Consider the following 23,664-nt stretch of genomic DNA (forward strand, 5'->3'; position numbering starts at 1 on the left):
AAGGCAATTTTATGACAAGGTAACAGCGCTTGCTAAGCACCTCACTAATGTTTGATCCAGCTCAATTGGCCCGGCTACAGCTGCACTAGGCTTATTTCGCTGTAGTGCAATTAACCAAAGGAGACCATCATGAGCCTGTTACCGCGTAACCGTTTTGACTTTGACAGCCTGTTCGATAACTTCTTTGCGCCAACGGCGTGGAAAAGCAACGACATGGAGTTTTTTGCGCCCAAAGTCGATATTAAAGACAACAAGGATCACTACCAAATCACGGCCGAACTGCCGGGTGTGAAAAAAGACGATATTCATATTAGCCTGGAGCGCGGCGTACTGACGCTGGAAGCGGAAGTAAAACAGGAAGATAAAGAAGAAAAAGACGGCAAATTAATTCGTCAGGAACGTCGCTATGGCAAAATTATGCGCAGCTTTACCGTGGGTGATGCTGTGCATGAAGCCGATATCAGCGCCAGCTTTAAAGATGGCCTGTTAAGTATTAAAGCGCCGAAAAAAGCCACTACTGAAGCCCCCAGCCGTAAAATCAGTATCAGCTAACTGATTTGCTGCCCTCCCTTGCCGCCCGTTGTGATACCGGCGGCACGGGTTCTACGGCTAACTACTGGCATTAATACAATCTCGGCCATCGGCTTTAGCGCGATATAACGCCGTATCGGCGGCGCATAACAGTGCCAGAGCGGTGCGGTACTGGCCGTTAATCTCGGTCGCCACGCCCTGGCTTACCGACACAGTCAGCGTAGAGGGTAAGCCGGCATCGACAAAACTTAGCTGGCGCATCGCCTGCTGTACTTCTCGCGCCACTTTTAGTGCGCTTATTTCATTGTGGTTAGGCAGAATCAGCGCAAACTCTTCACCACCGTAGCGGGCGGCGAGTTTGGCCTCTACCGGCATCGCCTGCACTATGGCGCCAGCGACTTTGCGCAGACAAGCATCACCCTGAATATGGCCGTAACGGTCGTTAAATTGTTTAAAAAAATCGATATCAATAATGATCACGCTGAGCGGGCGGCGGGCATCAGTGCACTGCTGCCATTGCTGCTGCAACTGCTCATCAAAACCACGCCGGTTCGCCAACCCGGTTAGCGCATCGGTAGACGCCTGCAGTCGCAGCTGCTCACATTCGGCTTTGTAGCGGGTTAGATCGCGCATCACCAGCACCAGGTGCGCCTCGGGCTCAGGCAAAAACGACACGGAAAGCTCAATATCTTTGATTTCACCATCAGCACAGCGCACCGCCATTTCAGTTGGGCCGGCCTGCAGCGATAAAATCCGTTTCGCCACCATATTCACCAGACCTTCATACTGCTGCTGGCAGCGGCTAACTAAAAACTGCGGCCACTTGCGGCCAATAAGCGGCGCCCCCACACAATTTAACAGCAGCGCCGCTTTGGCATTAGCGCATTCAATCACGCCATCCGGGCTGACAATTAAAACAGCCTCGGCCAGATACTGAATAAAACCGCCTAAATCCAGGCCAGTAGTATTCGCCGTTTCATCCTGCCACGGGCTGTCATCGTTTAACGCATGGGCGGGTATCTGGCTGTTGCGCTGTGCAGTGGTCATGGTGCTATCTCACTTGGCTAACTTAACTGCAGCCAACTTTAGCTACTTATACACGCGCAAACCTTTCGACAACCTTCTGATTTAATTTATTGATTTATAAAGACTAAAAAGCCCCTTGCGGGGCTTCTAATTTAAGTTGGTTTGCGATTCACAACTTGAGGATCAGGGCTTAACAGTAATAGCGCATTTCTATTGCTACGTAAAATGAGCTGAAACTTGGTAACCCCTGCAACCGAATCCTGATCTTCTAACACAAGTTCTTGGCCATCTTCAGATACTGTTACAGCATCTATCACACCATCAAAAGGAGTAATAAAGCCAGCACCTACAAAGCTAAAGCCCTCCGAATTAACAAGCTGATAAGTTATCGCTTCACTTTGTTCCACTATGACGCTACCGTCACTAAGCTTACCGTCTATCCAGTAACTAAATTGCGGGACGCTTTCGTTATTAAGGCTCACTTGAACCTGCAAAACTGGGCCTGTAGCTGGCATAAATTACTCCTTTACTTGGTACGTTAGTTTGCTAAATGTTATTGTTGTCATATTCTGTTGCCTCATAAGTTGTAACAATTCATGGCTTTTGTCCAACTCACCCAAGCATAACAATGCTTCTGCTCGAGCCTTTACAAAGTCAGGATGACGATGATTGATCTGCCTGAGCGCTAAAATAGCTAGGGCTTGCTGGCAAAGCTCCATACTATTAGCATTACCATCGCTGTAGTGCTGCTGTTTGGCATCTAACAGCAATTGCGAAACATATCGACGGCTGTCTGGTTCACTTTCTAAATCGAAAGCACGCAGTTTACTCAGTAGATTGTCACTTTGCCGCCAAAGCCCGGTGTTCTGGTAAAACTCAGCCGCATTCAGCATCCAACTCACTTCTAGTTGAGCGAAACGTTTTTCATCAGAGAATGCAGCCCTGTTTTCGTTGAGCCAGTCTCGCAATGCATCTGGGGAAAATTTGCTTTGAAGCGCGGGTACAAAGAAACTCAATTGCATCAGGTTTAATTTAAGTTTGAACAAATCACTGCGCCAGATTTCATTATTATTATCTTCAATCAAAGCTTGCTCTATTAGCAAGTGCCCTAATAAAGCTTTGTCAGTTGCCTTCTGATACTGTCCCTGAACACTGTATATGGATGCAAGAATATCGTAACTACTGAACACTTTTTCTAATAGATAGGCATCAGGCGTTGAATGTCGGACGAGATCTTCGAATTCAGTTTGAATTTTGCTGTGCTCTTCTATAGCCCGTTCAACATCGCCCTGCGATAATACCGCACTGGCAAGCCAAGAACGGGTGTCAGCAATATCGGCTATTAGATAGCTAACGCTAGGCTGTTGCGCTTGTGCTAATAGTTTCAACCTTAATGATTCAGTAAAATTCCTTTTAGCCGTATCAAACTGCTGGCGTTGCATCGCCAATGAGCCTAAGGAGTTGGTGGCGTAGGACAGCTCCATAATGGCGTCCAGGTTTTCGGGCGCTAACTCATACATTCGCTGACTGTACTGGTAATAGCGCTCAAACTCGGGCTGGGTGCCCTGCCAGTTACTGGCGTCGTACTGTATTTGCCCGAGCCAAAAGGCATTGGCGCCTAAGGTTTTTAGTAGCTCTAAATTCTGTGGCTGCTCGGCCAGTACGGCCTCTAGCTGTACACGGGCGGCTTGCAACGCCGCGACTGCTTCGTCGGTTTTGCCACGTGAATAGGCCACCTCGCCCATGGCTTCCAGCGTTTGGCCGTGTTGCAAACGCGCTGCAATGCTTAAGCTGGCATCATCTGCGGAGTAATCGGTAAAGTATTCCAATGCTTTGCTGCTGATACCGTCGAGTAAGTCCATACGGCCGATGCTGCGCAGTTTGTCGGCAAAGTCGCCCACCATAAAACCGAGCAGGTTCTCCGCCGCCAGCCGCTTTTGCAACGCTTGCTGCTCGGCCTGAAAACTGCGCACCCCCATGCTGACCGCGGTAACGGTGAGCAAGCACAAGATGGCCACAGTACCACGACGGGTCCAGCGTTTTAGCCGGGCTTTGGCATAGGATGCCTGAATAAACTCGGTTTCCTCGTTATCAAGCTGAAATAAGCGGTTTTGCTTTAGCAGCAGTGCTTCTTGCAGCGGCTTGCCTTCGGCCAGCAAATAAGCGCTGTTTTGCTGCTCGGCCCGCCAGCGCTGGCTTAAATGCCTAAGCCGGCTTTTTACACTTAAGCTGTCAAAATGCTCGCTGATCCAGGCGGTGGCGCGCGGCCAGCGCCTAAGCAGCGCTTCATGCGCAATACTAAAACACGGCTCGCCCTGTTGCAGGTGCGACACAAACAAGCGCTGCTCTACCATGGTATTGACCAGAGCACGCTCAGCGTCGGTTTGTAATTGCGCTAAACGCGCGCTGCGGCTGGTAATGCTTTGCTCATCTTCACGCAAGGTGACCAGCAGGGACAACACCTTTGGCAGGCAGTCCTGCTCGGCTTTGCTTAAGCCTTTAATCGCCTGCTCGGCGTTTTTGCCAATGGCCCCTTCAATACCACCCAGCGCCTGATACACGCTTAACAGCAGTTTGTCGTCACTACTGCGCTGCAAATACAACTGCTGCAAGGTGTATTGCAGCATCGGTAAGGCATCGGGGTTGCTGGCGGCTTCTTGCACCAGGATCTCATCCAGTGGCATGGCACTGTCGGGGTCAATATCAAAGCTCAATCCGGCCGCCAGCGCGGGTAAACGGATCATTTGCAGTAAGTCGGCGCGGCCCGGTGCTGCTAAGTCAAAATGCGCGCCCTTGGCTTTGCCGGCCATTAAGCTTGGATAATCGACCAGATCGGGGTAAAACTCGTTGCGACAAGCACTTAGCACCAGCACAGCGCCGCTGCAGGCCAGCTGTTCCAGCAAGGCAACAAAGCCTGTACGCTCGGCTTCACTGAACAGGGGCGAGGATAACAGTACTTCTAAGCGGTCGACAAAAAGGGCAAAGCGCCGGGTGTGCTGCCCTTTGCTGCCCAATAACTTTTTACACTGCCGCAATAGCGGCTCTGGTTGCTGCAGTTTATCGGCCAGGCTGGCGGCACTGTCACCGGCAAATACCGGTTCGTCATTCAGCTCCCAATCCAGCAAGCTGCTGGCCAGGCCAGGTAGTAACTGGCCTTTGGCCACATCGGCTAAGTCGAGGCAGGTAAAAGACACCACCTCTACCCCGTTAAAACCGCCTGGATGCATTAAGTTGGGCATCACACCGGCATTAATCAGCGACGATTTACCACTGCCACTGGGCCCCAGTAACAGGCAAAAATCACGGCCAAATTTAATTTGCTGTGCAATGCGGCTTAGCAGCGTATCTATTTGTGCCCCGCGGCCAAAAAACACTTTGGCATAGTTAGCGTCGTAAGCTTTAAGGCCGGGAAACGGCGAGCCCTGCTGCCAGCTTTGCTGTTGTACGCTTTGTTCCTGCCCCAGCGGAAAGCGTACCTCGGCAATAACGCGGTAACCGCGCTTGCGGATGGTTTCAATATAAACCGGCATGCTGGCACTGTCGCCCAGCGCTTTACGCAGTTGGGTTAGGCTTTTATGCAGCGGGTTATCGCCGGTGGCCATACCGGGCCAGCACTGGCTAATAATGTCGTCGCTGCTTAATACCTCGCCGGCATGACGGCACAGTAACAGCAGCACATCCATTGCCTTGGGCTCTAACTGCTGTACTTGTTTGCCTTTGCGTAACGTATTGTCGCTTGGGTTAACCTGCCAGTCGGCAAGGAAAAACGTATTGCTCATAATAACTTGTTATTTCGGGTTTATTGCCCAAGATAACATGCTGCAACGCTTTAGTTTAGCCCCGCCGTCAGCCTGCGCTGGTGAAACGGCCTGGCTTTGCTAGGCTTAAAGCAGTAACCCGGAGGAAACTGATTATGGCACAATGGCTTAGCGGTACCGTAACTGACAACCATCACTGGCACGCCAACTTATTCAGCTTAAAAGTAAAAACGGATGCCTTTAGCTTTACTGCTGGCCAGTTTGTCCGGCTGGCGCTAAATACCGCGGACGGCCGGCTGCAGCGCGCTTACTCGCTGGTAAACAGCCCGGGTAGCGCTGAGCAGGAGTTTTTAGTCAGCACAGTGGCCGAAGGCAAACTGTCGCCAATGTTGCAGCAACTGAAAATGGGCGACAGTGTAGAGATCAGCCAACCAGCCTCGGGCTTTTTTGTGTTGGATGAAGTGCCCGATGGCGATAACCTGTGGCTGATTGCCAGTGGTACCGGTATTGGCCCTTATTTATCGATGCTGGGCACGCATCCGCTATGGCAGCGTTTTGCCCGCATTATACTGGTGCATAGCGTACGCACTGTGGCCGATCTGGCCTACCGCGAACTGATTGCACATTATCAGCATCAGTACCCCGGTCAGCTACACTATCAACCGATAGTGACCCGCGAAGCCCACGCCGGCGCGCTGGATAAACGCCTGCCGCAGCTGATACAAAGCGGCGAGCTGCAAAGCGCCTGCCAGCAAAGCCTGAACGCTAAGTCTCAGGTTATGTTATGCGGCAACCCGGATATGATCAGAGACACCAAAACCACACTGGAAAGCTTAGGCCTGAAAAAGAACCTGCGCCGGCAGCCGGGCAATATCACCGTAGAGCAGTATTGGTAAACGGCTGTTGTATCGGCTTTTTTGACGACATTCAGCTTGGATCAGGGTAAGCTATGCCACGCTGTACGCCACTGATTATGGAGGAAAAGCGTGGACGAAATTATCCAACCGCTGCAGGAAACATTGCAACACTACCCGCAGCTGGAATTACCGACTGAACTGGCACTGCTGCTGGCGCTTAGCTGGCTGGGTAACTTTGTCGTAAAACGCATTTTAATTGGCGGTATTTTTAAGCTGCTACGCGCCACACCAATCAATGAGCAGCATGTGGTGCAAAAATTTAATTTTGTTTCGCGGTTGTCAAATGTGGTGCCAGCGCTGATCATTTCCACCGGTATCGGTTATGTCGGTGGCGTGCCCGAAGCCGCGGCTACCATTATCGTTAATGTGTGTAATGCCTTTATGGTGCTCACTGTCGCATTGGCGCTGAGCAACCTGCTGGATTTAGTCAATTCCATTTATGAAGAGCGGCCCGATGCGAAAATACGGCCGATAAAAGGCTATATCCAGGTAGTAAAAATCGTTATTTATGCAGTAACGCTGATCCTGATTATTGCTGCCCTATTTGACCGCTCACCGCTGATTTTACTGTCAGGTTTGGGCGCGATGGCCGCGGTACTGATGCTGATATTTCAGGACACCATTTTATCCCTGGTGGCCAGCGTGCAAATCTCATCCAACGACGTGCTCCGCGTGGGCGACTGGGTTGAAATGCCACAGCTTAACGCCGATGGCGACGTTATCGACATAGCGCTGCATACGGTAAAAATACAAAACTGGGATAAAACCATTACCACTATCCCTACCCGCCGCTTTATGACTGACCCGTTTAAAAACTGGCGCGGTATGCAGGAGTCTGGCGGCCGGCGTATTAAGCGCTGCATTTTGCTCGACCAGCAAAGCGTACACTTTTTAGATGCCGAGCAAAAAAAGCGCCTCGGTCGGTTTAAGTTATTAAAAGACTATCTGGCCAGTAAGCAGCAGGAAATTGATGACTGGAACACCCAGTTGGCAGAGGAAGGCAAAGAGCCGGTAAACACCCGGCGTATTACCAATATTGGCACCTTCCGTGTGTATATTGAACGCTATTTACAAAGCCACCCTGGCATTCACCAGCAAATGACGCTGATGGCGAGGCAGCTACCTGTAACCGCGGATGGCCTGCCGCTGGAGTTATACTGCTTTACCAATACTACTGCCTGGTTGAAATACGAGAGCATTCAGTCGGATATTTTTGACCATCTGCTGGCGATCCTGCCGGAATTTGGCCTTAGAGTGTATCAGCACCCCAGTGGCATGGATGTGCGGGCGCTGAGCAATCTGGTAAAGCCCGCCAGCGAATAGGTAAAACCGCTAAGTTAACAGAGCATAACACCGGCCGGTTAAAAGATACCGGCCAGTGAGCGCAATAACCCCTGGTGCAGCGGTTGCTCGGCATCCTGCCAGCTCAGGTTAGCTTTATTGGCAAAGCTCACTACCCGTACCTGGTATTTACGCATATCCGTATCACGCTGCCATAACTGCTCAAAGGCACCACTGTCGCCTTGCCTGAGCACATGCTCACTGTATTCCTGCACTTTTTGTTCGCTGTCTGGTGCTATACGCTCGGCAATCTGAATATCGGTCAGCATGGTGTAGTACTTATCCTGCACCAATTGGTTACCAATATATTCGGCGCCGGCAAAAGCCGCCAGTACCACTAAGGCCCGGGCAATGTCTTTGCCATCCAGGTGAGTGCCCACCGACACATCAGCAAATACTGCCGCGTTGCGGTTATAACGGGCACTGCGTTGCTCCGCTGTTTCATCTTCGGGCGGCGGTGCCATGCCCGGGTGTAGTAACTGGTGTACTTCCTGCTCTGTCATACCGTATTCGGCCGCCAGTACTTTGTCCGGCCGCTCTTTTAGCACTGTGCGTACATTCACCTGCAACCAGTATTGGGCACTTAGTGGTGAATTGACCAGCGTATAGCCACGCTGCAACATAAACTGCCGCACATCATCGCTAAGCGGCAGTTGATACTCTGCGGTGGTGTTACGGATATCCAGATAAATGGTGCGCTGCTCTGGCTCTACCGGGTCAAGGTATACTGTCTGGCTCATGCGGGTTTGCACATCCAGGCTGCGTTTGGCGACAGAAGTATGCACTGCCGTACAACCGGATAGCCAGATCAGCGCCATCATCATGACCGCAATACGCATTTAGAATAAGCCCGCCAGTGCCCGCACCATGCCCTGCGTTAGCTCAGGTTCAGCTTCTGGCCATTTCAGGTTGGCCTGATTCGCAAAGCTGACAATCCGCGTTTGGTATTTACGCATATCCGTATTGCGCTGATAGCTGGACGTGGTGCTGCCACTGTCGCCCTGGATCAGTTGATGCTGTGAACTTTCGCTAACGCTGCCGTCAAAACGCTCCATAATCTGAATGTCGGTAATCACGCTGTAGTACACATCTTCTACCATGGCATCCACCACAGTACCAACAATAGCACCACCGACCGCAGCACCTATAGCGGCCCCACCTGAACTGCCGCCAGTGGCACGGTGCAGCGCATAACCGGTTACGGCTCCACCGGCCACGCCAGGCCCGGCGGCCAGCGCACCGCTGGTATCACGGGCATTACTACGCCCAACCTGTAACACATTCGCCTGTAACCAGTAATGTGCCTGTTTCGGGCTATCGATAACCTGGTAGCCACGTGCCTGCAGGCTTTGGATCACCTGGGTTTTTAAATCAAATTCCGGTTTGTCTGAGGTGTTACGGATATCAACAAACACAGTACGCTGCTCCGGCTCGACCGGGTCGAGAAAAATAGAGCTGCTCATCTTGGTTTGCACATCCAGATTGCGCTTGGCCACCGCCGTATGCAGCGCGCCGCAGCCCGCTAAAGTTAAACTTGATATCATCACAGCGCAAACAAGTAGCGTTTTCATGGCAGGTCCTTTATTGATGCTTAATTGAGACAACGATGTCTGCAAATTAGATAGCGAATGCTGAATTGTATCTGAATATTTAACCTCAGTTTATACTAAAAATAACCTGCTTTAGCGCCATTGTTGTAACAGAAAATGAACATGCGGCAAATTTGCTGCTATCGCCGGTTTTACCTTTACTTTTTGGCTGTAGCCGTTACAATACGCGCCGCTCTTTTGACCGAAATTTACACAGCTCTTTTCAAAATAAGGTAATTGCTATGCATCCGATGTTAAACATCGCGGTTCGCGCTGCCCGCAGCGCCGGTAACGTGATCGCGCGCGCCTGTGGCCAACTGGATATGGTCCAGAAACTGCAAAAAGGCACTAACGACTTTGTGACTAATGTCGATAAAGAAGCTGAACAAGCCATTGTTCAGGTGTTGAAAAAATCGTTCCCGACCCACGGTATCGTCGGCGAAGAGCATGGTGATTACGGCAACAGTGACAGTGAATTTCAGTGGATTATTGACCCGCTGGACGGCACCGCCAACTTTATTAAAGGCATTCCGCACTTTGCGGTGTCTATCGCATTAAAACATCAGGGTAAATTAGACCAGGCAGTGATCTTTGATCCACTGCGCGGTGAGCTATTTACCGCCTCACGCGGCCGTGGTGCTCAGTTAAACGGTACCCGTATTCGTGTCACTAACCTGGCGGATATGCAGGGCACTATTTTAGCCACCGGCTTTCCGTTTAAAAACAAAACCCATTTGCCAGCCCATGCAGCTATGGTTACCGGCTTACTGGCCGACGCTGCTGATATCCGCCGTACCGGCTCTGCTGCCCTGGACTTAGCCTATGTTGCCGCCGGCCGCTTTGACGGTTTCTTTGAAATTGGCTTAAAGCCGTGGGATATTGCTGCCGGTGAGCTGATTGTGCGCGAAGCCGGGGGTTTAGTGTCTGACTTTGTTGGTGGCAGCAACCAGATGCGCAGCGGTAACATTGTAGCGGCCAGCCCGAAAGTACTGGCGGCGATGTTAAAAGGCATTCGCCCGCACCTGACTGAAGCCTTATCACGCTAAACCGGAGCCTGTGGCTACGCGCTAGCGCAGGTTAGAACCCCGATGCGCGCAGCCACAGAGTGTCTGAGCATCGCGACAAAAACGTCTGGAACGTTTTTGAACAGCTTTAGCTGGCCTTCACAGGCGAAGGACAAGGATAGTCCTTCGTAGTTGCTGTGGCGAGCACAACGGGTGTTGTAACCTGAAGCCGAGTTTAACTCTGCCGACACACTAGCAATTAAATAGCCTGTTTTATTATTTGGGTACTTCTACCGGTAACTTGCGCTCACACCACTCCCGGTAACCACCGGCCAAACTAAACACATTCTGATAGCCCATCTGTTGCAGCGTTTGCGCTGATAACGCCGAGCGGTAACCACCACCGCAGTACAACACAATTTTTTGCTTTTTATCCGCCACTGTCTGTTCGATATCCCGCTCGATAATGCCTTTGCCTAAATGCATGGCCTCAGGTAAATGGCCGGCAGCCCATTCATGATCCTCGCGGATATCCAGCAGCACATAAGGCTGATTATGCTCGAGTAATTCATTAATGCTGATTTCATTGATCTGCGCTTTCGCCTGCTCAACCAGGGCTAAAAAGCCGGGCGCATGGTGTTTGCTCATTATGGTTATCCTTAAAAACAGGGCAAAAAAATGCCAGTCAGTGACTGGCATTTTTAGCATCTTTAACTGCGTAATTACAGTAAAGCGTCGGTATTTTCGCCTTCTTTTTCTACCGGCGGTGGTGGCAGCATATCTTCACGGCTGATGCCGAGGATTTCTGCTATCGCACTGGCGACATAGACTGAAGAGTAAGTACCAATAGCAATACCAAACAACAGCGCAGTAGCAAAACCATGGATTAAGGCGCCGCCCATATAAAACAGCACCACTAACACCAGCACTGTGGTCAGTGAGGTGATTACGGTACGGTTTAGCGTTGAGGTGATGGCATCATTAATAGTGTCATCCACCGAGGTATCACGCAGCTTACGAAAGCTCTCACGAATACGGTCAAATACCACTATGGTATCGTTGATCGAGTAACCGATAAGCGCCAGAATGGCCGCCAGCACGGTAAGATCAAACTCCAGCCCCAGCACCGAGAATAAGCCCATGGTTAGCGTGACGTCATGGAACAACGCCATTACCGCCCCAACCGACAGCCGCCATTCAAAGCGCATAGTGACATAAAGCAAAATACCAATCAGCGCCACCAGCATTGCCAGGCCGCCGTCTTCTTTTAGCTCCTGACCAACACTTGGGCCAACAAACTCGATACGGCGCATTGTTACCGGCTCGGCCTGAGCGGCATTTAATGCCTTAATCACGCTGTCACCCAAGGTAGACTGATCAATATCGGTACGCAGTGGAATGCGAATTAACACATCCCGGCTGGTACCAAACAGCTGCACTACCGCATCACCGTAGCCGGCTGCCGTCAGTGTTTGCCGCACCGCCGGTAAATCGGCCGGCTGGGCAAAGCCCACCTCAATGACAGTACCGCCGGTAAAGTCCAGGCCCCAGTTAATGCCCTTAGTGGCAAAGGAAACCAGTGAGCCAACAATTAACAAGCTGGACAATATAATGGCTGGCCACTTTAACCGCATAAAATTCAGCGGCTTGGAAAAACTAAATATCTGCATGCTGAATTCCTTATATCGGTAATTTTTCCAGGCGACGACCACCCCAGATCAGGTTGACTAATAAACGGGTACCCACTACCGCAGTGAAAATCGAGGTTAAAATACCAATCGCCAGCGTCACCGCAAAGCCTTTCACCGGGCCGGTGCCAATACCAAACAGAATTAACGCCACCAGCAAGGTGGTAATGTTTGAGTCGGCAATCGTGGCAAAGGCACGGTCGTAGCCATGATGGATCGCCTGCTGTACTGAGCGGCCATCCAATAACTCCTCACGAATACGCTCGAAAATCAGTACGTTAGCATCTACCGCCATACCCACGGTGAGGACAATACCGGCCATACCGGGTAAGGTTAGCGTGGCGCCCGGGATCATCGACATTACACCAACAATCAGCACCAGGTTAACCACCAGCGCACAGTTGGCAACCAAACCAAAGGCTTTGTAGTAGATCACCATAAAGATCAGTACGGCTACCATACCCCACTGAATAGCGGTAACCCCCAAATCGATATTTTCTTTACCCAGGCTTGGGCCTATGGTGCGTTCTTCAATAATTTGGATCGGGGCAATTAACGCACCGGCGCGCAGTAAGGTTGCCAGGTTTTGTGCTTCACCCGGAGAGTCGATACCGGTAATGCGGAAATCACGGCCTAAACGCGCCTGAATGGTGGCATCGTTAATCACTTCCTGCTGTTTAATCAGTACCGGGTTGCCGTCCGGGCCCAGCTCGGTGCCGGGCTTATACTCGATAAACACCGACGCCATGCGCCGGCCTATGCTGTCACGCGTCGCCGCGGATAACATATTGCCGCCCTTGGCATCCAATTTAATGCTGACCTGCGGCCGGCTGTATTCATCAAACGCCGAGTTCGCACCGGTAATATGCTCACCGGTTAGCATAATGCGTTTTTCCAGCAGCAGTGGACGGCCATCACGGGTGTAGTAAAGTTCAGCATTAGGTGGTACCCGGCCTTCCAATGCGGCGGCTAAGTCACCCTCTTCATCTACTAAACGAAACTCCAGCGAAGCCGTGGCACCTAAAATTTCTTTCGCCTGTGCGGTATCCTGCACACCCGGCAGTTGTACCACGATGCGATCCGCACCCTGACGCTGTACCAAAGGCTCGGCGACACCAATTTCATTTACCCGGTTACGGATAATAGTGATGTTTTGCTCCAGCGCGTATTCGCGAATTTCTTTTAAGCGGATTTCGCTGATGCCCACCAGCAGTGTCAGCTCATCATTACCCTGGCTTATCACCAGCTCACGATCACGCTGTTTTAACGCCGTCTCAGCAGCAGCAACATCCTCGGCAGTACGCAAACTAACGATGACCCGGCTGTTGGCTAAGTCTGGTTGCACACTGCGGTAGCGGATCTTGTCTTCACGTAAGTCGGTGCGGAAGGTTTGCACCATGTCGTTGACATTTTTGTCCAGCGCCGCCTTCATATCCACGGCCATTAAAAAATGCACACCGCCGCGTAAATCCAGGCCCAGCTTCATCGGCGAGGCGCCAATAGCGCTTAACCAATCAGGCGTGGCCGGCGCCAGGTTCAGCGCGGTAATAAAGTTTGCCCCCAGCTGCTGGTTAGCAATTTCACGCGCCTGCAGCTGATCTTCGGTGCTGTTAAAGCGGGCCAATACCTGGCCGTTTTCCAACACCACCGATTTTGCCGCTATGTTGGCATCAATAAAGCTTTGCTCCAGCTGGGCACGGGTGGTTTCTTCCACTGTGCCACCACGGCTGGCACTGATATTCAGTGCCGGATCTTCCGGGTAGAGGTTTGGCAAAGCATACACCAGCGCCAGCAATAACATGCCGAGCACCAGAAAATAGCGCCAAACGGGATTCTGATTTAACACCTGTTTATCCTTTTTCCACTGTTACAGAGACTTCAGCGTGCCTTTAGGCAACACAGCACTAATGGCTGCTTTCTGCACTGTTACTTCGGTGCTGTCATTCAGCGCAATAACGACAAAGTCTTTGTCTTCAGCAATTTTGCTGATACGGCCGACTAGACCGCCCTGAGTCAGAACTTCATCGCCCTTGCCCAGTGCTGCCATCAGGTTGCGGTGCTCTTTAACGCGTTTTGCTTGTGGCCGGTAGATCAGGAAGTAAAAAATCAGACCAAAGGCCACCAGCATAATAATGAGGTCCCAACCACCACCCTGTGGTTGTCCTGCTGGCGCGGCCTGAGCATAGGCATTGCTGATAAATAAACTCATAAGTGTCCCCTTAATTGTGATTAATGTTGTTCGTTATTGGTCTCTTCAGCCTGTAATGGCGGCACCGTCATACCACGCTTAGCATAAAACTGTGCGACAAACTGCTCCAAGTTACCAGCGGCTATCGCAGCGCGCAATCCTTGCATCAGTTTCTGGTAGTGATGCAAATTATGCACGGTGTTTAACCTGGCACCCTGAATTTCGTTACAGCGGTCTAAATGGTGTAAATAAGCCCGCGAATAGTTTTTGCAAGTGTAGCAATCGCATTCTGCGTCCAACGGGCCTATATCGTCTTTGTATTTGGCGTTACGGATTTTTACCACACCGGTGCTGACAAACAAGTGGCCGTTACGGGCGTTGCGGGTTGGCATCACGCAATCGAACATATCGATACCGCGGCGCACTGCTTCAACGATATCTTCCGGCTTACCCACGCCCATTAAATACCGTGGCTTATGGCTGGGCATTTTATCGGTGGTGTGGTTTAAAATGCGGATCATGTCTTCTTTTGGCTCACCCACCGATAAACCACCAATGGCATAGCCGTCAAAACCAATGTCTTCTAAGCCGTTTAGCGACACATCACGTAAATGCGGGTACATACCACCCTGGATAATGCCAAACAGCGCCGCCGGGTTATCGCCGTGCGCATCTTTGCTGCGTTTGGCCCAGCGCAGCGACATCTCCATCGACTTTTTTGCCTGTATTTCCGTGGCCGGATACGGCGTACATTCATCGAAAATCATCACGATATCTGAGCCTAAATCACGCTGCACTTCCATCGAGCGCTCTGGCGTTAACATAATGCGTTCGCCGTTTAACGGTGAGCGGAACTTCACGCCTTCTTCGGTAATTTTGCGCAGCTCGCCTAAGCTAAACACCTGAAAGCCGCCAGAGTCGGTTAAAATTGGCTTATGCCAGTGCATAAAATCGTGCAGATCACCGTGCTTTTTAATGATTTCAGTGCCAGGGCGCAGCATTAAGTGGAAGGTATTGCCTAAGCAAATTTGTGCGCCGGTGGCCTCAAGCTCTTCCGGCGTCATGCCTTTTACTGTGCCGTAGGTGCCTACCGGCATAAAGGCTGGCGTTTCGACTACGCCACGGTCAAATATCAGCCGGCCACGGCGGGCCTTGCCATCTGTGGTATCTAGTTCAAATTTCATTACTATCCTCATACGCCAGAGAAACAGTCTGGCTTTTAGCGCCGCGATTATAGCAGTAAACGTTAGCGGATAAACATTGCATCGCCGTATGAATAGAAGCGATATTGCTCAGCAATCGCCGTTTGATAGGCGTTCATCACATAATCGCGGCGGCTAAACGCCGATACCAGCATAATCAGTGTTGATTCCGGCAGGTGAAAGTTCGTGATCAACGCATCCACCACCTTAAATTCATAGCCCGGGTAGATAAAAATCTGCGTATCACCGTTATAGGCCACCAGTTGGCCGCCGCCCTGCTGCGCCGCCGACTCCAGCGAGCGAACTGACGTGGTGCCTACCGCTACCACCTTGTTGCCCCGTGCCTTGCAAGCGGCAATAGCATCGACCACCTGCTGCGGTACTTCTATGTATTCGGCGTGCATTTTATGCTCTAACACGTTATCAACCCGTACCGGCTGAAAGGTGCCAGCGCCCACATGCAAGGTCACAAAGGCAAACTCCACACCTTTGCCGGTTAACTTGTCCAGTAACGGCTGATCAAAGTGTAAGCCGGCCGTGGGCGCAGCAACGGCACCGGGCTTTTCGTTATACACCGTTTGGTAACGTGCTTTGTCTTCTTCATTATCCGGCCGGTCGATATAAGGCGGCAGCGGCATATGGCCTAAACGCTCCAGCATGCTAAGCACCGGCTCGTCACCCAGTACTGCTAACTCAAACAGCTCGTCATGGCGCTGGTTCATCATTACCCGGGCCGAATTTTCCAACAACAATTCAGTACCAGGCTTGGGCGCTTTACTGGCACGGACATGGGCTAAAAAGCGCTTATCGTCTAACATCCGCTCTACCAATACTTCGACCTTACCGCCGGAAGCCTTCTGGCCGAATAAACGCGCCGGAATCACCTTGGTATTGTTAAATACCAATAAGTCACCGGGCTGTAAAAAATCGGCCAAATCTTTAAAGGTATGGTGTGATAGCTCGCCACTGCGTTTATCCATGGCCAGCAAGCGGCTGGAAGAGCGCTCGGCTTTCGGGAAACGGGCAATCAGCTGCTCGGGCAGCTCGAATGAAAAATCTTTAACTAACATCTTGGGTTCCTTGGCTTTACCGACCAGAGGGGCACGGCTGTAAAAAAACAGCCGGCAGTTTAGCAGAACAGCGGCATTAACGACATTTATTTGCCAGCACTTCAGCGATCAAATCCGCCATAAGCCGGTAACTGCGCGCCTTGGTGGACGTCGGCCGCCAGGCGACACCGATATCGCGGTAAGCCGCCGCATTGCCGGGTGCCTGGGCTATCAGGCCGGTACCGTCGAGCAAGCCGCTATTGATCGCCATTTGCGGCATAAAGGTGACCCCCAGTTTATTGTTTACCATCTGCGTTAAAGTATGCAGACTGGTGGCAAAAAACGGGTTTACTTTGCGGCTGTCTTCCAGCTCGCAAGCTTTCACCGCATGGTTGGTTAAGCAGTGCTCGCGCTCCAGCAAAAAGATACTTTCATCCGGCCACTGGCTGATATCCTGATTAAAGCCCCGGTCTAGCCAGTCTTTATGCAACACCAGTTTAAAGCCGTCCTGGGCCAGTACCTCCGTATGAAAAGTACCGGTTTCGTAGGGTAGCGCCAGCAGCACCATATCTAAGCGGCCCTCGGCCAGGGCATGTAAAGAATTGTCTGAAGTGTCTTCGCGTAGCAGTAATTGCAGATCCGGATAACGCTCACGACACAACGCCATCACTTCACTGAGCACAAAGGGAGCTATGGTTGGAATACAACCAAGCCGGAACGGCCCGGCCATGGGTTTACCCTGGCATTTAGCGAACTCGGTCAGCTCCTCACACTGTTCAATAATATAACGGGCCTGGCGCACCACATCTTCACCCAGCGGCGTAAAAATAAAAGTTTTATGATCGCGCTCCAGTAACTGGGCGTGCATGGTTTCTTCCAGATTGGCAATCGCCGCACTGAGGGTAGACTGACCGATAAAGCAGGCCTCAGCCGCCCGGCCAAAATGCTGATGCTCGTGCAGCGCCAGCAAATACTGTAGCTGTTTTACACTGGGTAAGCGCTTCATTACAAATTCCGATTAAAAGCATTAATTAGGGTTAATTTAACTGTTTAAACTGTACGCCTGAAGCTGGCGTTAAGCAAGCGGCAAAACCCTGACAGCCTTCAATCACTGCCTGAAACTGATAAAAAAGAGTAAATATAAATTCAATAACTTAAATCTAATTAGCAAGCAAAGCGTGAAATGAAATTGAATATTTTTTACATTTGTTATAGCGTGATAAGGAAAATGTATGCACAACCACAGTGCGGTGGCCGCTAAGCACAGCGTCACCAGCCTGTAGGGCAGGCATTTTCTGCAACGTTACTTCCCCCGTTTGCGAGTTTAGCCGTCCGCGCTGTACCGGGTCTAGCCACATAAAACTATAACAATCACCTGGAGGGTGAACATGTCCAGATCAAATAACATCGCGCTACTGGCCAGCATCAGTCTATTGGCCAGCGGTATTGCCACTGCTATAGCAGCGCCGGCAGATACGCTGCGTCAGGCAGCAGAGCAGGCCAGCAGTCAGCGCTATATCGTTAAATATAAAGACGGCAGCTTAAGCAAAGACAGCGTGCTGCAAAACAGCAAAGCCACCAAACAACAAGCGCTGGCGGCACTGAGCAACAATAGTGCACGTTTAAGCCGCCAGGGTGTACGGGTACACCGCATGCTGGCAAAACGTAATGCGTTAGCAGCAGAGTTAAACCCGGTTATGCTGGCCCGGTTAAAAGCGGATCCTACTGTAGAGTATGTCGAGCGCGACCTGCCGCGCTACCCAATGATGCAGCAAATTCCTTACGGCTTTACTATGGTGCAGGCCGATCAGGTCAGCGACGAATTTGCGTCTAACCAGACCGTGTGTGTGATTGACTCCGGCCTGGGTTTACCGCATGAAGACTTTAACGATACCAATATCAGCGGCACTAACGACAGCGGTACCGGCAACTGGTTTGACGCCGGTGGCCCGCACGGTACCCATGTCGCCGGTACCATTGCCGCCATCAATAACGACGTCGGCATCGTCGGTGTGTTACCCAATGGCAATGTAAAACTGCATATCGTCAAAGTGTTTAATGATGATGGCTGGGGCTATTCTTCCAGCCTGGCGCAGGCGGTTGATACCTGTACACAAAACGGCGCTACTGTTGTTAACATGAGTCTGGGCGGTGCCGGCTCCAGTGTTACCGAAAGCAATGCCATGCAAGCCGCTTTTGACGCTGGCGTATTATTAATAGCCGCAGCCGGTAATGATGGCAATACAGCGATGTCTTATCCGGCTTCTTATGACTCAGTGGTCTCGGTCGCTGCGGTCGACAACACCAAAACACTGGCCGATTTTTCCCAGCGTAATAGCCAGGTCGAACTGGCCGGCCCCGGTGTTGATGTTCGCTCCACCTACCCCACCGGCACTGCGCTGGAAGCCAGCCTGAGTCTGGATGGCGTGGCGTACAATGCCAACCCAATGGAAAACTCAGGCACCGCCGATTTTACCGCTGAACTGGCCAGCTGTGGTTTGGGTGTAGAGACTTGTACTGATGTCACAGATAAAATCTGCGTGATCGCCCGCGGCGAAGTGGCTTTTGCACAAAAAGTTGAATCTTGTCAGGCCGGCGGTGGCTTGGGCGCCATTATTTATAACAATGAACCCGGCAACTTTAGCGGCACCTTAGGCGATGCCCCTACCACTACGATTGCCGCGGTCAGCGTGTCGCAGGAAGATGGCGCTGTACTGATGAGCCAGCTTGGCAGTGCAGCCAGCTTGTTTTCCGGTGCTGCTAACTACGGCCTGATGAGCGGTACCTCGATGGCCTCACCACATGTTGCCGCTGTGGCCGCACTGGTTTGGAGCCACTACCCGCAGTGTACTAACGCGCAAATTCGTAACGCCTTAGCTGACAGCGCCGAAGACTTAGGCACAGCCGGTCGCGATAACTCATACGGTTTTGGTTTAGTGCAGGCAAAAGCCGCGGTTGATTATCTGGCACAATATGGCTGTGAAGGCGATGACGATGGCACGCCGCCACCTCCGCCACCAACAGGCACAGCCCTGGTTAACGGTGAAACCGTATCGGCTATCAGCGGCAGTGCCGGTGATGAATTGTTATTCACGCTGGATGTTCCTGCCGGTGCCAGCAACCTGTCGTTCGTGATGAACGGTGGCAGCGGTGATGCCGATATGTATGTCAAATTTGGCGCAGAGCCTAGCGCATCAGACTGGGATTGCCGGCCTTATCTGTTTGGTAATAACGAAAGCTGCCCGATTGACCCGGTGCAAAGCGGCACTTACTTTGTCAAACTGGTCGGTTATAGCGACTTTGCAGAGGTGAACCTGACCGGCAGCTTTGTCGCAGCAGATTTACCAGACGGCGGCGGTGAAACCATTACCGATATCAGCGTAGCACGTCGCAGCTGGCAACATTACACACTGGAAGTGCCAGAGGGCATGTCACAGCTAACCGTCAGCACCAGTGGCGGCCGCGGTGATGCCGATCTGTACGTTAAATTTGGCAGCCAGCCAACCAGTGGTAGCTACGATTGCCGGCCGAATAAAAATGGCAACGACGAGACCTGTGTTATCAGCAACCCGCAGGCGGGTACCTGGCATATGTCAATTTATGGCTATCGTGCGGTACGCGGCTTAACGCTAACCAGCGAATACCAGCCATAACTTTTTGTTAGATAATAAAAAAAGCCCTCAATATTGAGGGCTTTTTTACTGCAGTAAACTAATTAAGCACTGAAAATAGCGCGTAAAATATAGAAGAAGACTATCGCCAGGCCCGCACCAACTGGCAGCGTAATCACCCAGGAGATAAAGATATTACGCACCACGCCTAAGTTAAGTGCAGCAATACCACGGGCTAAACCAACGCCGAGTACCGCACCAACCAGAGTTTGCGTGGTAGAGATAGGTAAACCGGCGCCTGAGGCGATAACTACGGTAGAGGCCGCTGACAGCTCGGCAGCGAAACCGCGGCTGGGGGTTAAATGGGTAATGGCCGTACCAACGGTTTTAATCACCCTGGCACCTAAAGTGGCTAAACCAACCACAATGCCAACAGCGCCTAACGGCAAAATCCACCAGGCTAATTGCGCTTTGCTGGCAATCTCGCCACCTGAACTGACGACGCTAACCACTGCAGCCAAAGGCCCGATAGCATTTGCAACATCGTTTGAACCATGGGCGAAGGCCATACAGCAGGCAGTGGTTATCATTAACACGCCAAAAATACGTTCTACGTTGTTAAACTGCATTTTTTTATCGGCGGCAGGGTCAAATTTCAATTTGCTGATCACCACCTTGCCAATCACACCTATCACGGCAGCAATAGCAAGAGAGATGTAATAGCCCTCGGCGGTACTAATGTGCAAGCCTACGTGTTTTAAGCCTTTTTGTACCGTTACCAGTGTCATCACAAAAGCAGCAAAGGCCATGTAAAAGGGCACATACTTTTTCGCGTTCGCCAGTGGATTGTCCGTATCGAAAATCAGCCGCTGCGCACTCATAAAGAACATATAGGCCAGCACACCGGCCAGCATAGGGGTGACGATCCAGCTACCGACAATACCGCCAACCTTGTCCCAGTGCACGGCGTCCATACCGACACCGACCGCAGCAAAACCAATAATAGCGCCAACAATAGAATGCGTAGTAGACACCGGCCAGCCAAAATAGGACGCCACGATAAGCCAGGTGGCAGCAGCTAACAGTGCCGCTATCATGCCGTAGGCCATTAATTCGGGCGCATCAACAAAGAAGCTGGCGTCAGTAATACCGCCGCGGATGGTAGAAGTGACTGAACCGCCGGCTAAATAGGCGCCGGCAAACTCAAAAATGGCAGCAATAAAGATAGCTTGTTTAATGGTCAGGGCTTTGGATCCTACTGAGGTGCCCATGGCATTCGCCACGTCATTAGCACCAACACCGTAAGCCATAAAAAAGCCGAACACGGCAGCAATAATGACCAGAATTAAGCCGTATGATTGAATAATATCCATCAGGGAAACCTTTTCGTATTAACGGGCTAACATAATTTCGAGACGTGAGCCGACTTTCAGTGCCACATCGGCCAGATCGCCAATCCATTCCAGCGTGCGGTATAAAAACATCACATCTATCGGGTTCAGCTCTTTTTCTGCCAGACGCAGTGCTTTGCGCAGTTTGATTTGCATATCGTCAGTATCACCTTCAATCGCATCCAACTGCTCGACCATTTTGATCACCAGGTCGACTTCGCGGCCGCGAAAACCGGTCTCTAATAATTCATCCAGCTCGTTAATCACTTCACTGGCCAGTGCAGTGGCGTCGATACAACGCTGCACATAGGTTTTAAAATCCTGCTGCAGGCTGGCGGGGATAAGTAATTCACGGCCTAATACCCGGCCAGTTATATCTTTGGTTTTGTTAGCAATTTTGTCCTGCTGTGACACCAATTCCAGAATGTCGGTACGATCAACCGGCAAAAACAAGCCACGCGGCAGGTTAATGCGAATTTCACGCTTGAGTTTGTCGGCTTCCTTTTCCAACGCGACGATATTTTTACGTACGTCTGCCGCTGCCTGCCAATCCTGCTGATACACGGCATCAAAAAAAGGCAGTAGCAGTTCGCTTGCCTGATGCACCTTGCGGATATGTTCCTCTATCGGCTTGATAGGTGATTTGGCAAACACAGATAAAAAAGTACTCGCTGGCATAGCCTTGTCCCGTAAGTTGGTTTGACGATAGTCGGCGCGCATTGTAACGGCATTCAAAGCGCAATAAAAACGAAAAATGAACGCCAAATGAAAACGCCCTGGCCAAAGTCTAGTCAGGGCGTTATCGATGTAAAGTAAAAGCGGCGTAAAATCAGCTGCGTGCTTCTTGCTCCAGTTGCTCTGCACTGCTGTGGCGCACCACCTTACCTTTAACGAAAAAGATAATGTACTCGGCCAGATTTTTACAGCGGTCGCCGATGCGTTCCAGTGAGCGCGCCGACCAGATCACATTCATAATTTTTGGAATAGAGCGCGGGTCTTCAATCATATAAGTCATTAACTGACGGGTGATCGCTTCATACTCACGATCAACTTTTTTGTCTTCTTTATGCACCAGCAACGCCGTTTCAACATCCATGCGGGCAAAGGCATCCAATACATCGTGTAACATCTGGCCAACATGGCGGCCTAAATTGTCCAGGTTCACCAGTAAGTCTTGCTGTTCGCTGTTAAATGACTCCAGTGCCACCCGTGCAATGCGCCGGGTTTCATCGCCAATGCGCTCTAAATCAGCAATGGTTTTCATAATGGCCATTATCAGCCGCAAATCGCTGGCCGCTGGTTGGCGCTTGACAATAATGCTGGTGCATTCTTTATCAATCTGCAGCTCCCAGTCATTTACTTTTAAATCGGTATCAATCACTTTTTGTGCCAGCTCTGCGTCGGCACTGGCTATCGCCATCAGGGCGTTATTCAGTTGCTGCTCAATTAAGCCGCCCATCGCCATCACATGGTTACGCACTTCGTCGATTTCGTCATTAAAGGAGCTTGAAATATGTTTGCTTAAATTGAGCTTATCCACTGCGCTCTCCGTTTTGGCTGTCTTGAACCGGCCTGTAAGCCAGGCGGTAGCTATTGCATTTAGTATAGGCAGAAAGGCGATGGCTGTGCCAGCATGCAAGCTATTGATAGCGGCTAAATTTTTGTAATCCTGCTGGCGGCAGCTTCTCAGTAGCCGAAACCGGCAGCAAAAGCCGATAATTTTATAAATAGTGTTAGCAATACATTTAAAAACATCGAGCCGGCAGCTACACTCAGCACGTGCAAACACAGGTTTTAACTTCGCTGGCCGGGTAAACAGCCGTGATTTTTTCTCAGGGTATGACAGGAATATAACGAATGAAGCAGTTAGTACTGACATTAATTGGTAAAGATAAAGCAGGTTTAGTCGAGAAACTGGCAACGGTGGTGAGCAGCCATAACGGCAACTGGATGGCCAGCAACTTAAGTCATCTGGCCGGCTACTTTGCCGGTATCTTACAGGTAGAGGTGGCCGAGCAGGATGTCGCCGGGTTGACCGCCGCATTGCAGCAAATCAGCGATCTGGATATCCAAATCCAACACGGCATGCCCAGTGCGTTAAATGAACAGCAGCAGCTAAAATTTGTCATTACCGGTAATGACCGGCCGGGTATAGTGCGCGAATTATCGTCGGTGATTAAACACAAAGGCACCAATATTATTCATTTTGAAAGCAGTAAACAAAGTGCGCCCAACTGGGGTGTGCCGTTGTTTAATGCCGTGGCTACGGTAGAGCTGCCCGCCAGCGTCAGCCGTGATGAAGTGGTAAAAGCGCTGGAAGCCATCGCCACCGATATTGTCGTAGATGTCGAGTCAGGTAGTTAAACCAA

General features: G+C 51.1%; 21 protein-coding genes. 6 read left to right on the forward strand and 15 right to left on the reverse strand.

Annotated features, from left to right (window positions below; genetic code table 11):
• Positions 1–129: 129 nt before the first annotated feature.
• Positions 130–552 carry an Hsp20/alpha crystallin family protein gene (locus tag EYB30_RS11745; RefSeq protein WP_166839094.1) on the forward strand — a complete coding sequence of 141 codons (423 nt, stop codon included), beginning with the start codon at positions 130–132 and terminating at the stop codon, positions 550–552.
• Between the two features lie 57 nt (positions 553–609).
• Here the strand turns inward: EYB30_RS11745 and EYB30_RS11750 are convergent, their stop codons facing one another.
• The 3 genes from EYB30_RS11750 to EYB30_RS11760 form a co-directional block, all read right to left on the reverse strand.
• On the reverse strand, positions 610–1,578 hold the full coding sequence (locus tag EYB30_RS11750) for a sensor domain-containing diguanylate cyclase (protein WP_166839095.1): 969 nt from the start codon (positions 1,576–1,578) through the stop codon (positions 610–612).
• Between the two features lie 131 nt (positions 1,579–1,709).
• Complete coding sequence (locus EYB30_RS11755; RefSeq protein ID WP_166839096.1) at positions 1,710–2,072, reverse strand: DP-EP family protein; 363 nt, start codon at positions 2,070–2,072, stop codon at positions 1,710–1,712.
• Between the two features lie 3 nt (positions 2,073–2,075).
• On the reverse strand, positions 2,076–5,336 hold the full coding sequence (locus EYB30_RS11760) for an nSTAND1 domain-containing NTPase (protein WP_166839097.1): 3,261 nt from the start codon (positions 5,334–5,336) through the stop codon (positions 2,076–2,078).
• Positions 5,337–5,470: 134 nt separating this feature from the next.
• On the opposite strand from EYB30_RS11760, the gene EYB30_RS11765 reads away from it, so the two are divergent.
• Together EYB30_RS11765 and EYB30_RS11770 are read left to right on the forward strand one after the other, a co-directional pair.
• Positions 5,471–6,211 (forward strand): ferredoxin--NADP reductase, encoded by a 741-nt coding sequence (locus EYB30_RS11765; protein WP_166839098.1) that lies wholly within the window; start codon positions 5,471–5,473, stop codon positions 6,209–6,211.
• A gap of 90 nt (positions 6,212–6,301) precedes the next feature.
• Positions 6,302–7,555 carry a mechanosensitive ion channel family protein gene (locus EYB30_RS11770; RefSeq protein ID WP_166839099.1) on the forward strand — a complete coding sequence of 418 codons (1,254 nt, stop codon included), beginning with the start codon at positions 6,302–6,304 and terminating at the stop codon, positions 7,553–7,555.
• 38 nt (positions 7,556–7,593) lie between these two features.
• Here EYB30_RS11770 and EYB30_RS11775 read toward each other — a convergent pair whose 3' ends face one another.
• Positions 7,594–8,412, reverse strand: coding sequence for a complement resistance protein TraT (locus tag EYB30_RS11775; protein WP_166839100.1), 819 nt, complete (start codon positions 8,410–8,412; stop codon positions 7,594–7,596).
• Complete coding sequence (locus EYB30_RS11780; protein ID WP_166839101.1) at positions 8,413–9,144, reverse strand: complement resistance protein TraT; 732 nt, start codon at positions 9,142–9,144, stop codon at positions 8,413–8,415.
• 260 nt (positions 9,145–9,404) lie between these two features.
• Here EYB30_RS11780 and suhB point away from each other — a divergent pair, with 260 nt between their 5' ends.
• A complete protein-coding gene (suhB, locus tag EYB30_RS11785) occupies positions 9,405–10,208 on the forward strand; it encodes an inositol-1-monophosphatase (RefSeq protein ID WP_166839102.1) in 804 nt (267 codons plus the stop codon).
• Between the two features lie 234 nt (positions 10,209–10,442).
• Here suhB and EYB30_RS11790 read toward each other — a convergent pair whose 3' ends face one another.
• From EYB30_RS11790 to EYB30_RS11820, 7 genes are all read right to left on the reverse strand, one after another.
• Entirely contained in the window at positions 10,443–10,814 is a 372-nt protein-coding gene (locus EYB30_RS11790; protein WP_166839103.1) for a rhodanese-like domain-containing protein, read from the reverse strand.
• Between the two features lie 74 nt (positions 10,815–10,888).
• Entirely contained in the window at positions 10,889–11,836 is a 948-nt protein-coding gene (secF, locus tag EYB30_RS11795) for a protein translocase subunit SecF (RefSeq protein ID WP_166839104.1), read from the reverse strand.
• Between the two features lie 10 nt (positions 11,837–11,846).
• Positions 11,847–13,700: a protein translocase subunit SecD gene (gene secD, locus EYB30_RS11800; protein ID WP_166839105.1), complete on the reverse strand. Its 1,854-nt coding sequence runs from the start codon at positions 13,698–13,700 to the stop codon at positions 11,847–11,849.
• Positions 13,701–13,721: 21 nt separating this feature from the next.
• Positions 13,722–14,063, reverse strand: coding sequence for a preprotein translocase subunit YajC (gene yajC / locus EYB30_RS11805; protein WP_166839106.1), 342 nt, complete (start codon positions 14,061–14,063; stop codon positions 13,722–13,724).
• Between the two features lie 20 nt (positions 14,064–14,083).
• On the reverse strand, positions 14,084–15,226 hold the full coding sequence (gene tgt / locus EYB30_RS11810) for a tRNA guanosine(34) transglycosylase Tgt (RefSeq protein ID WP_166839107.1): 1,143 nt from the start codon (positions 15,224–15,226) through the stop codon (positions 14,084–14,086).
• Between the two features lie 62 nt (positions 15,227–15,288).
• The gene (queA, locus tag EYB30_RS11815; RefSeq protein ID WP_166839108.1) at positions 15,289–16,314 is read right to left on the reverse strand and encodes a tRNA preQ1(34) S-adenosylmethionine ribosyltransferase-isomerase QueA; all 1,026 of its coding nucleotides are present in this window, start codon (positions 16,312–16,314) and stop codon (positions 15,289–15,291) included.
• 76 nt (positions 16,315–16,390) lie between these two features.
• Entirely contained in the window at positions 16,391–17,299 is a 909-nt protein-coding gene (locus EYB30_RS11820) for a hydrogen peroxide-inducible genes activator (protein WP_166839109.1), read from the reverse strand.
• 382 nt (positions 17,300–17,681) lie between these two features.
• On the opposite strand from EYB30_RS11820, the gene EYB30_RS11825 reads away from it, so the two are divergent.
• Positions 17,682–19,946 carry a S8 family serine peptidase gene (locus EYB30_RS11825; protein ID WP_166839110.1) on the forward strand — a complete coding sequence of 755 codons (2,265 nt, stop codon included), beginning with the start codon at positions 17,682–17,684 and terminating at the stop codon, positions 19,944–19,946.
• Between the two features lie 62 nt (positions 19,947–20,008).
• Here the strand turns inward: EYB30_RS11825 and EYB30_RS11830 are convergent, their stop codons facing one another.
• The 3 genes from EYB30_RS11830 to phoU form a co-directional block, all read right to left on the reverse strand.
• Positions 20,009–21,277, reverse strand: a complete 1,269-nt coding sequence (locus EYB30_RS11830; RefSeq protein ID WP_166839111.1) for an inorganic phosphate transporter — start codon at positions 21,275–21,277, stop codon at positions 20,009–20,011.
• An 18-nt stretch (positions 21,278–21,295) separates the two neighbouring features.
• Complete coding sequence (locus tag EYB30_RS11835) at positions 21,296–21,973, reverse strand: TIGR00153 family protein (RefSeq protein ID WP_166839112.1); 678 nt, start codon at positions 21,971–21,973, stop codon at positions 21,296–21,298.
• Positions 21,974–22,124: 151 nt separating this feature from the next.
• Entirely contained in the window at positions 22,125–22,835 is a 711-nt protein-coding gene (phoU, locus tag EYB30_RS11840; protein WP_166839113.1) for a phosphate signaling complex protein PhoU, read from the reverse strand.
• A gap of 317 nt (positions 22,836–23,152) precedes the next feature.
• Here phoU and EYB30_RS11845 point away from each other — a divergent pair, with 317 nt between their 5' ends.
• Positions 23,153–23,659 carry a glycine cleavage system transcriptional repressor gene (locus EYB30_RS11845; protein WP_166839114.1) on the forward strand — a complete coding sequence of 169 codons (507 nt, stop codon included), beginning with the start codon at positions 23,153–23,155 and terminating at the stop codon, positions 23,657–23,659.
• Positions 23,660–23,664 lie beyond the last annotated feature (5 nt).

The sequence above is a fragment of the Rheinheimera pleomorphica genome (genome assembly GCF_011634895.1).
Classification (GTDB): domain Bacteria; phylum Pseudomonadota; class Gammaproteobacteria; order Enterobacterales; family Alteromonadaceae; genus Alishewanella; species Alishewanella pleomorphica.

Excerpts from the sequence above, each read along its gene's own strand:
- EYB30_RS11755 (WP_166839096.1), bottom strand. The coding sequence starts at position 2,072 with ATGCCAGCTACAGGCCCAGTTTTGCAGGTTCAAGTGAGCCTTAATAAC.
- EYB30_RS11765 (WP_166839098.1), top strand. The coding sequence starts at position 5,471 with ATGGCACAATGGCTTAGCGGTACCGTAACTGACAACCATCACTGGCAC.
- tgt (WP_166839107.1), bottom strand. The coding sequence starts at position 15,226 with ATGAAATTTGAACTAGATACCACAGATGGCAAGGCCCGCCGTGGCCGG.
- EYB30_RS11835 (WP_166839112.1), bottom strand. The coding sequence starts at position 21,973 with ATGCCAGCGAGTACTTTTTTATCTGTGTTTGCCAAATCACCTATCAAG.
- EYB30_RS11760 (WP_166839097.1), bottom strand. The coding sequence starts at position 5,336 with ATGAGCAATACGTTTTTCCTTGCCGACTGGCAGGTTAACCCAAGCGAC.
- EYB30_RS11830 (WP_166839111.1), bottom strand. The coding sequence starts at position 21,277 with ATGGATATTATTCAATCATACGGCTTAATTCTGGTCATTATTGCTGCC.
- queA (WP_166839108.1), bottom strand. The coding sequence starts at position 16,314 with ATGTTAGTTAAAGATTTTTCATTCGAGCTGCCCGAGCAGCTGATTGCC.
- EYB30_RS11825 (WP_166839110.1), top strand. The coding sequence starts at position 17,682 with ATGTCCAGATCAAATAACATCGCGCTACTGGCCAGCATCAGTCTATTG.
- yajC (WP_166839106.1), bottom strand. The coding sequence starts at position 14,063 with ATGAGTTTATTTATCAGCAATGCCTATGCTCAGGCCGCGCCAGCAGGA.
- EYB30_RS11750 (WP_166839095.1), bottom strand. The coding sequence starts at position 1,578 with ATGACCACTGCACAGCGCAACAGCCAGATACCCGCCCATGCGTTAAAC.
- EYB30_RS11845 (WP_166839114.1), top strand. The coding sequence starts at position 23,153 with ATGAAGCAGTTAGTACTGACATTAATTGGTAAAGATAAAGCAGGTTTA.
- EYB30_RS11780 (WP_166839101.1), bottom strand. The coding sequence starts at position 9,144 with ATGAAAACGCTACTTGTTTGCGCTGTGATGATATCAAGTTTAACTTTA.
- secF (WP_166839104.1), bottom strand. The coding sequence starts at position 11,836 with ATGCAGATATTTAGTTTTTCCAAGCCGCTGAATTTTATGCGGTTAAAG.
- suhB (WP_166839102.1), top strand. The coding sequence starts at position 9,405 with ATGCATCCGATGTTAAACATCGCGGTTCGCGCTGCCCGCAGCGCCGGT.
- EYB30_RS11775 (WP_166839100.1), bottom strand. The coding sequence starts at position 8,412 with ATGCGTATTGCGGTCATGATGATGGCGCTGATCTGGCTATCCGGTTGT.
- EYB30_RS11820 (WP_166839109.1), bottom strand. The coding sequence starts at position 17,299 with ATGAAGCGCTTACCCAGTGTAAAACAGCTACAGTATTTGCTGGCGCTG.
- EYB30_RS11745 (WP_166839094.1), top strand. The coding sequence starts at position 130 with ATGAGCCTGTTACCGCGTAACCGTTTTGACTTTGACAGCCTGTTCGAT.
- EYB30_RS11790 (WP_166839103.1), bottom strand. The coding sequence starts at position 10,814 with ATGAGCAAACACCATGCGCCCGGCTTTTTAGCCCTGGTTGAGCAGGCG.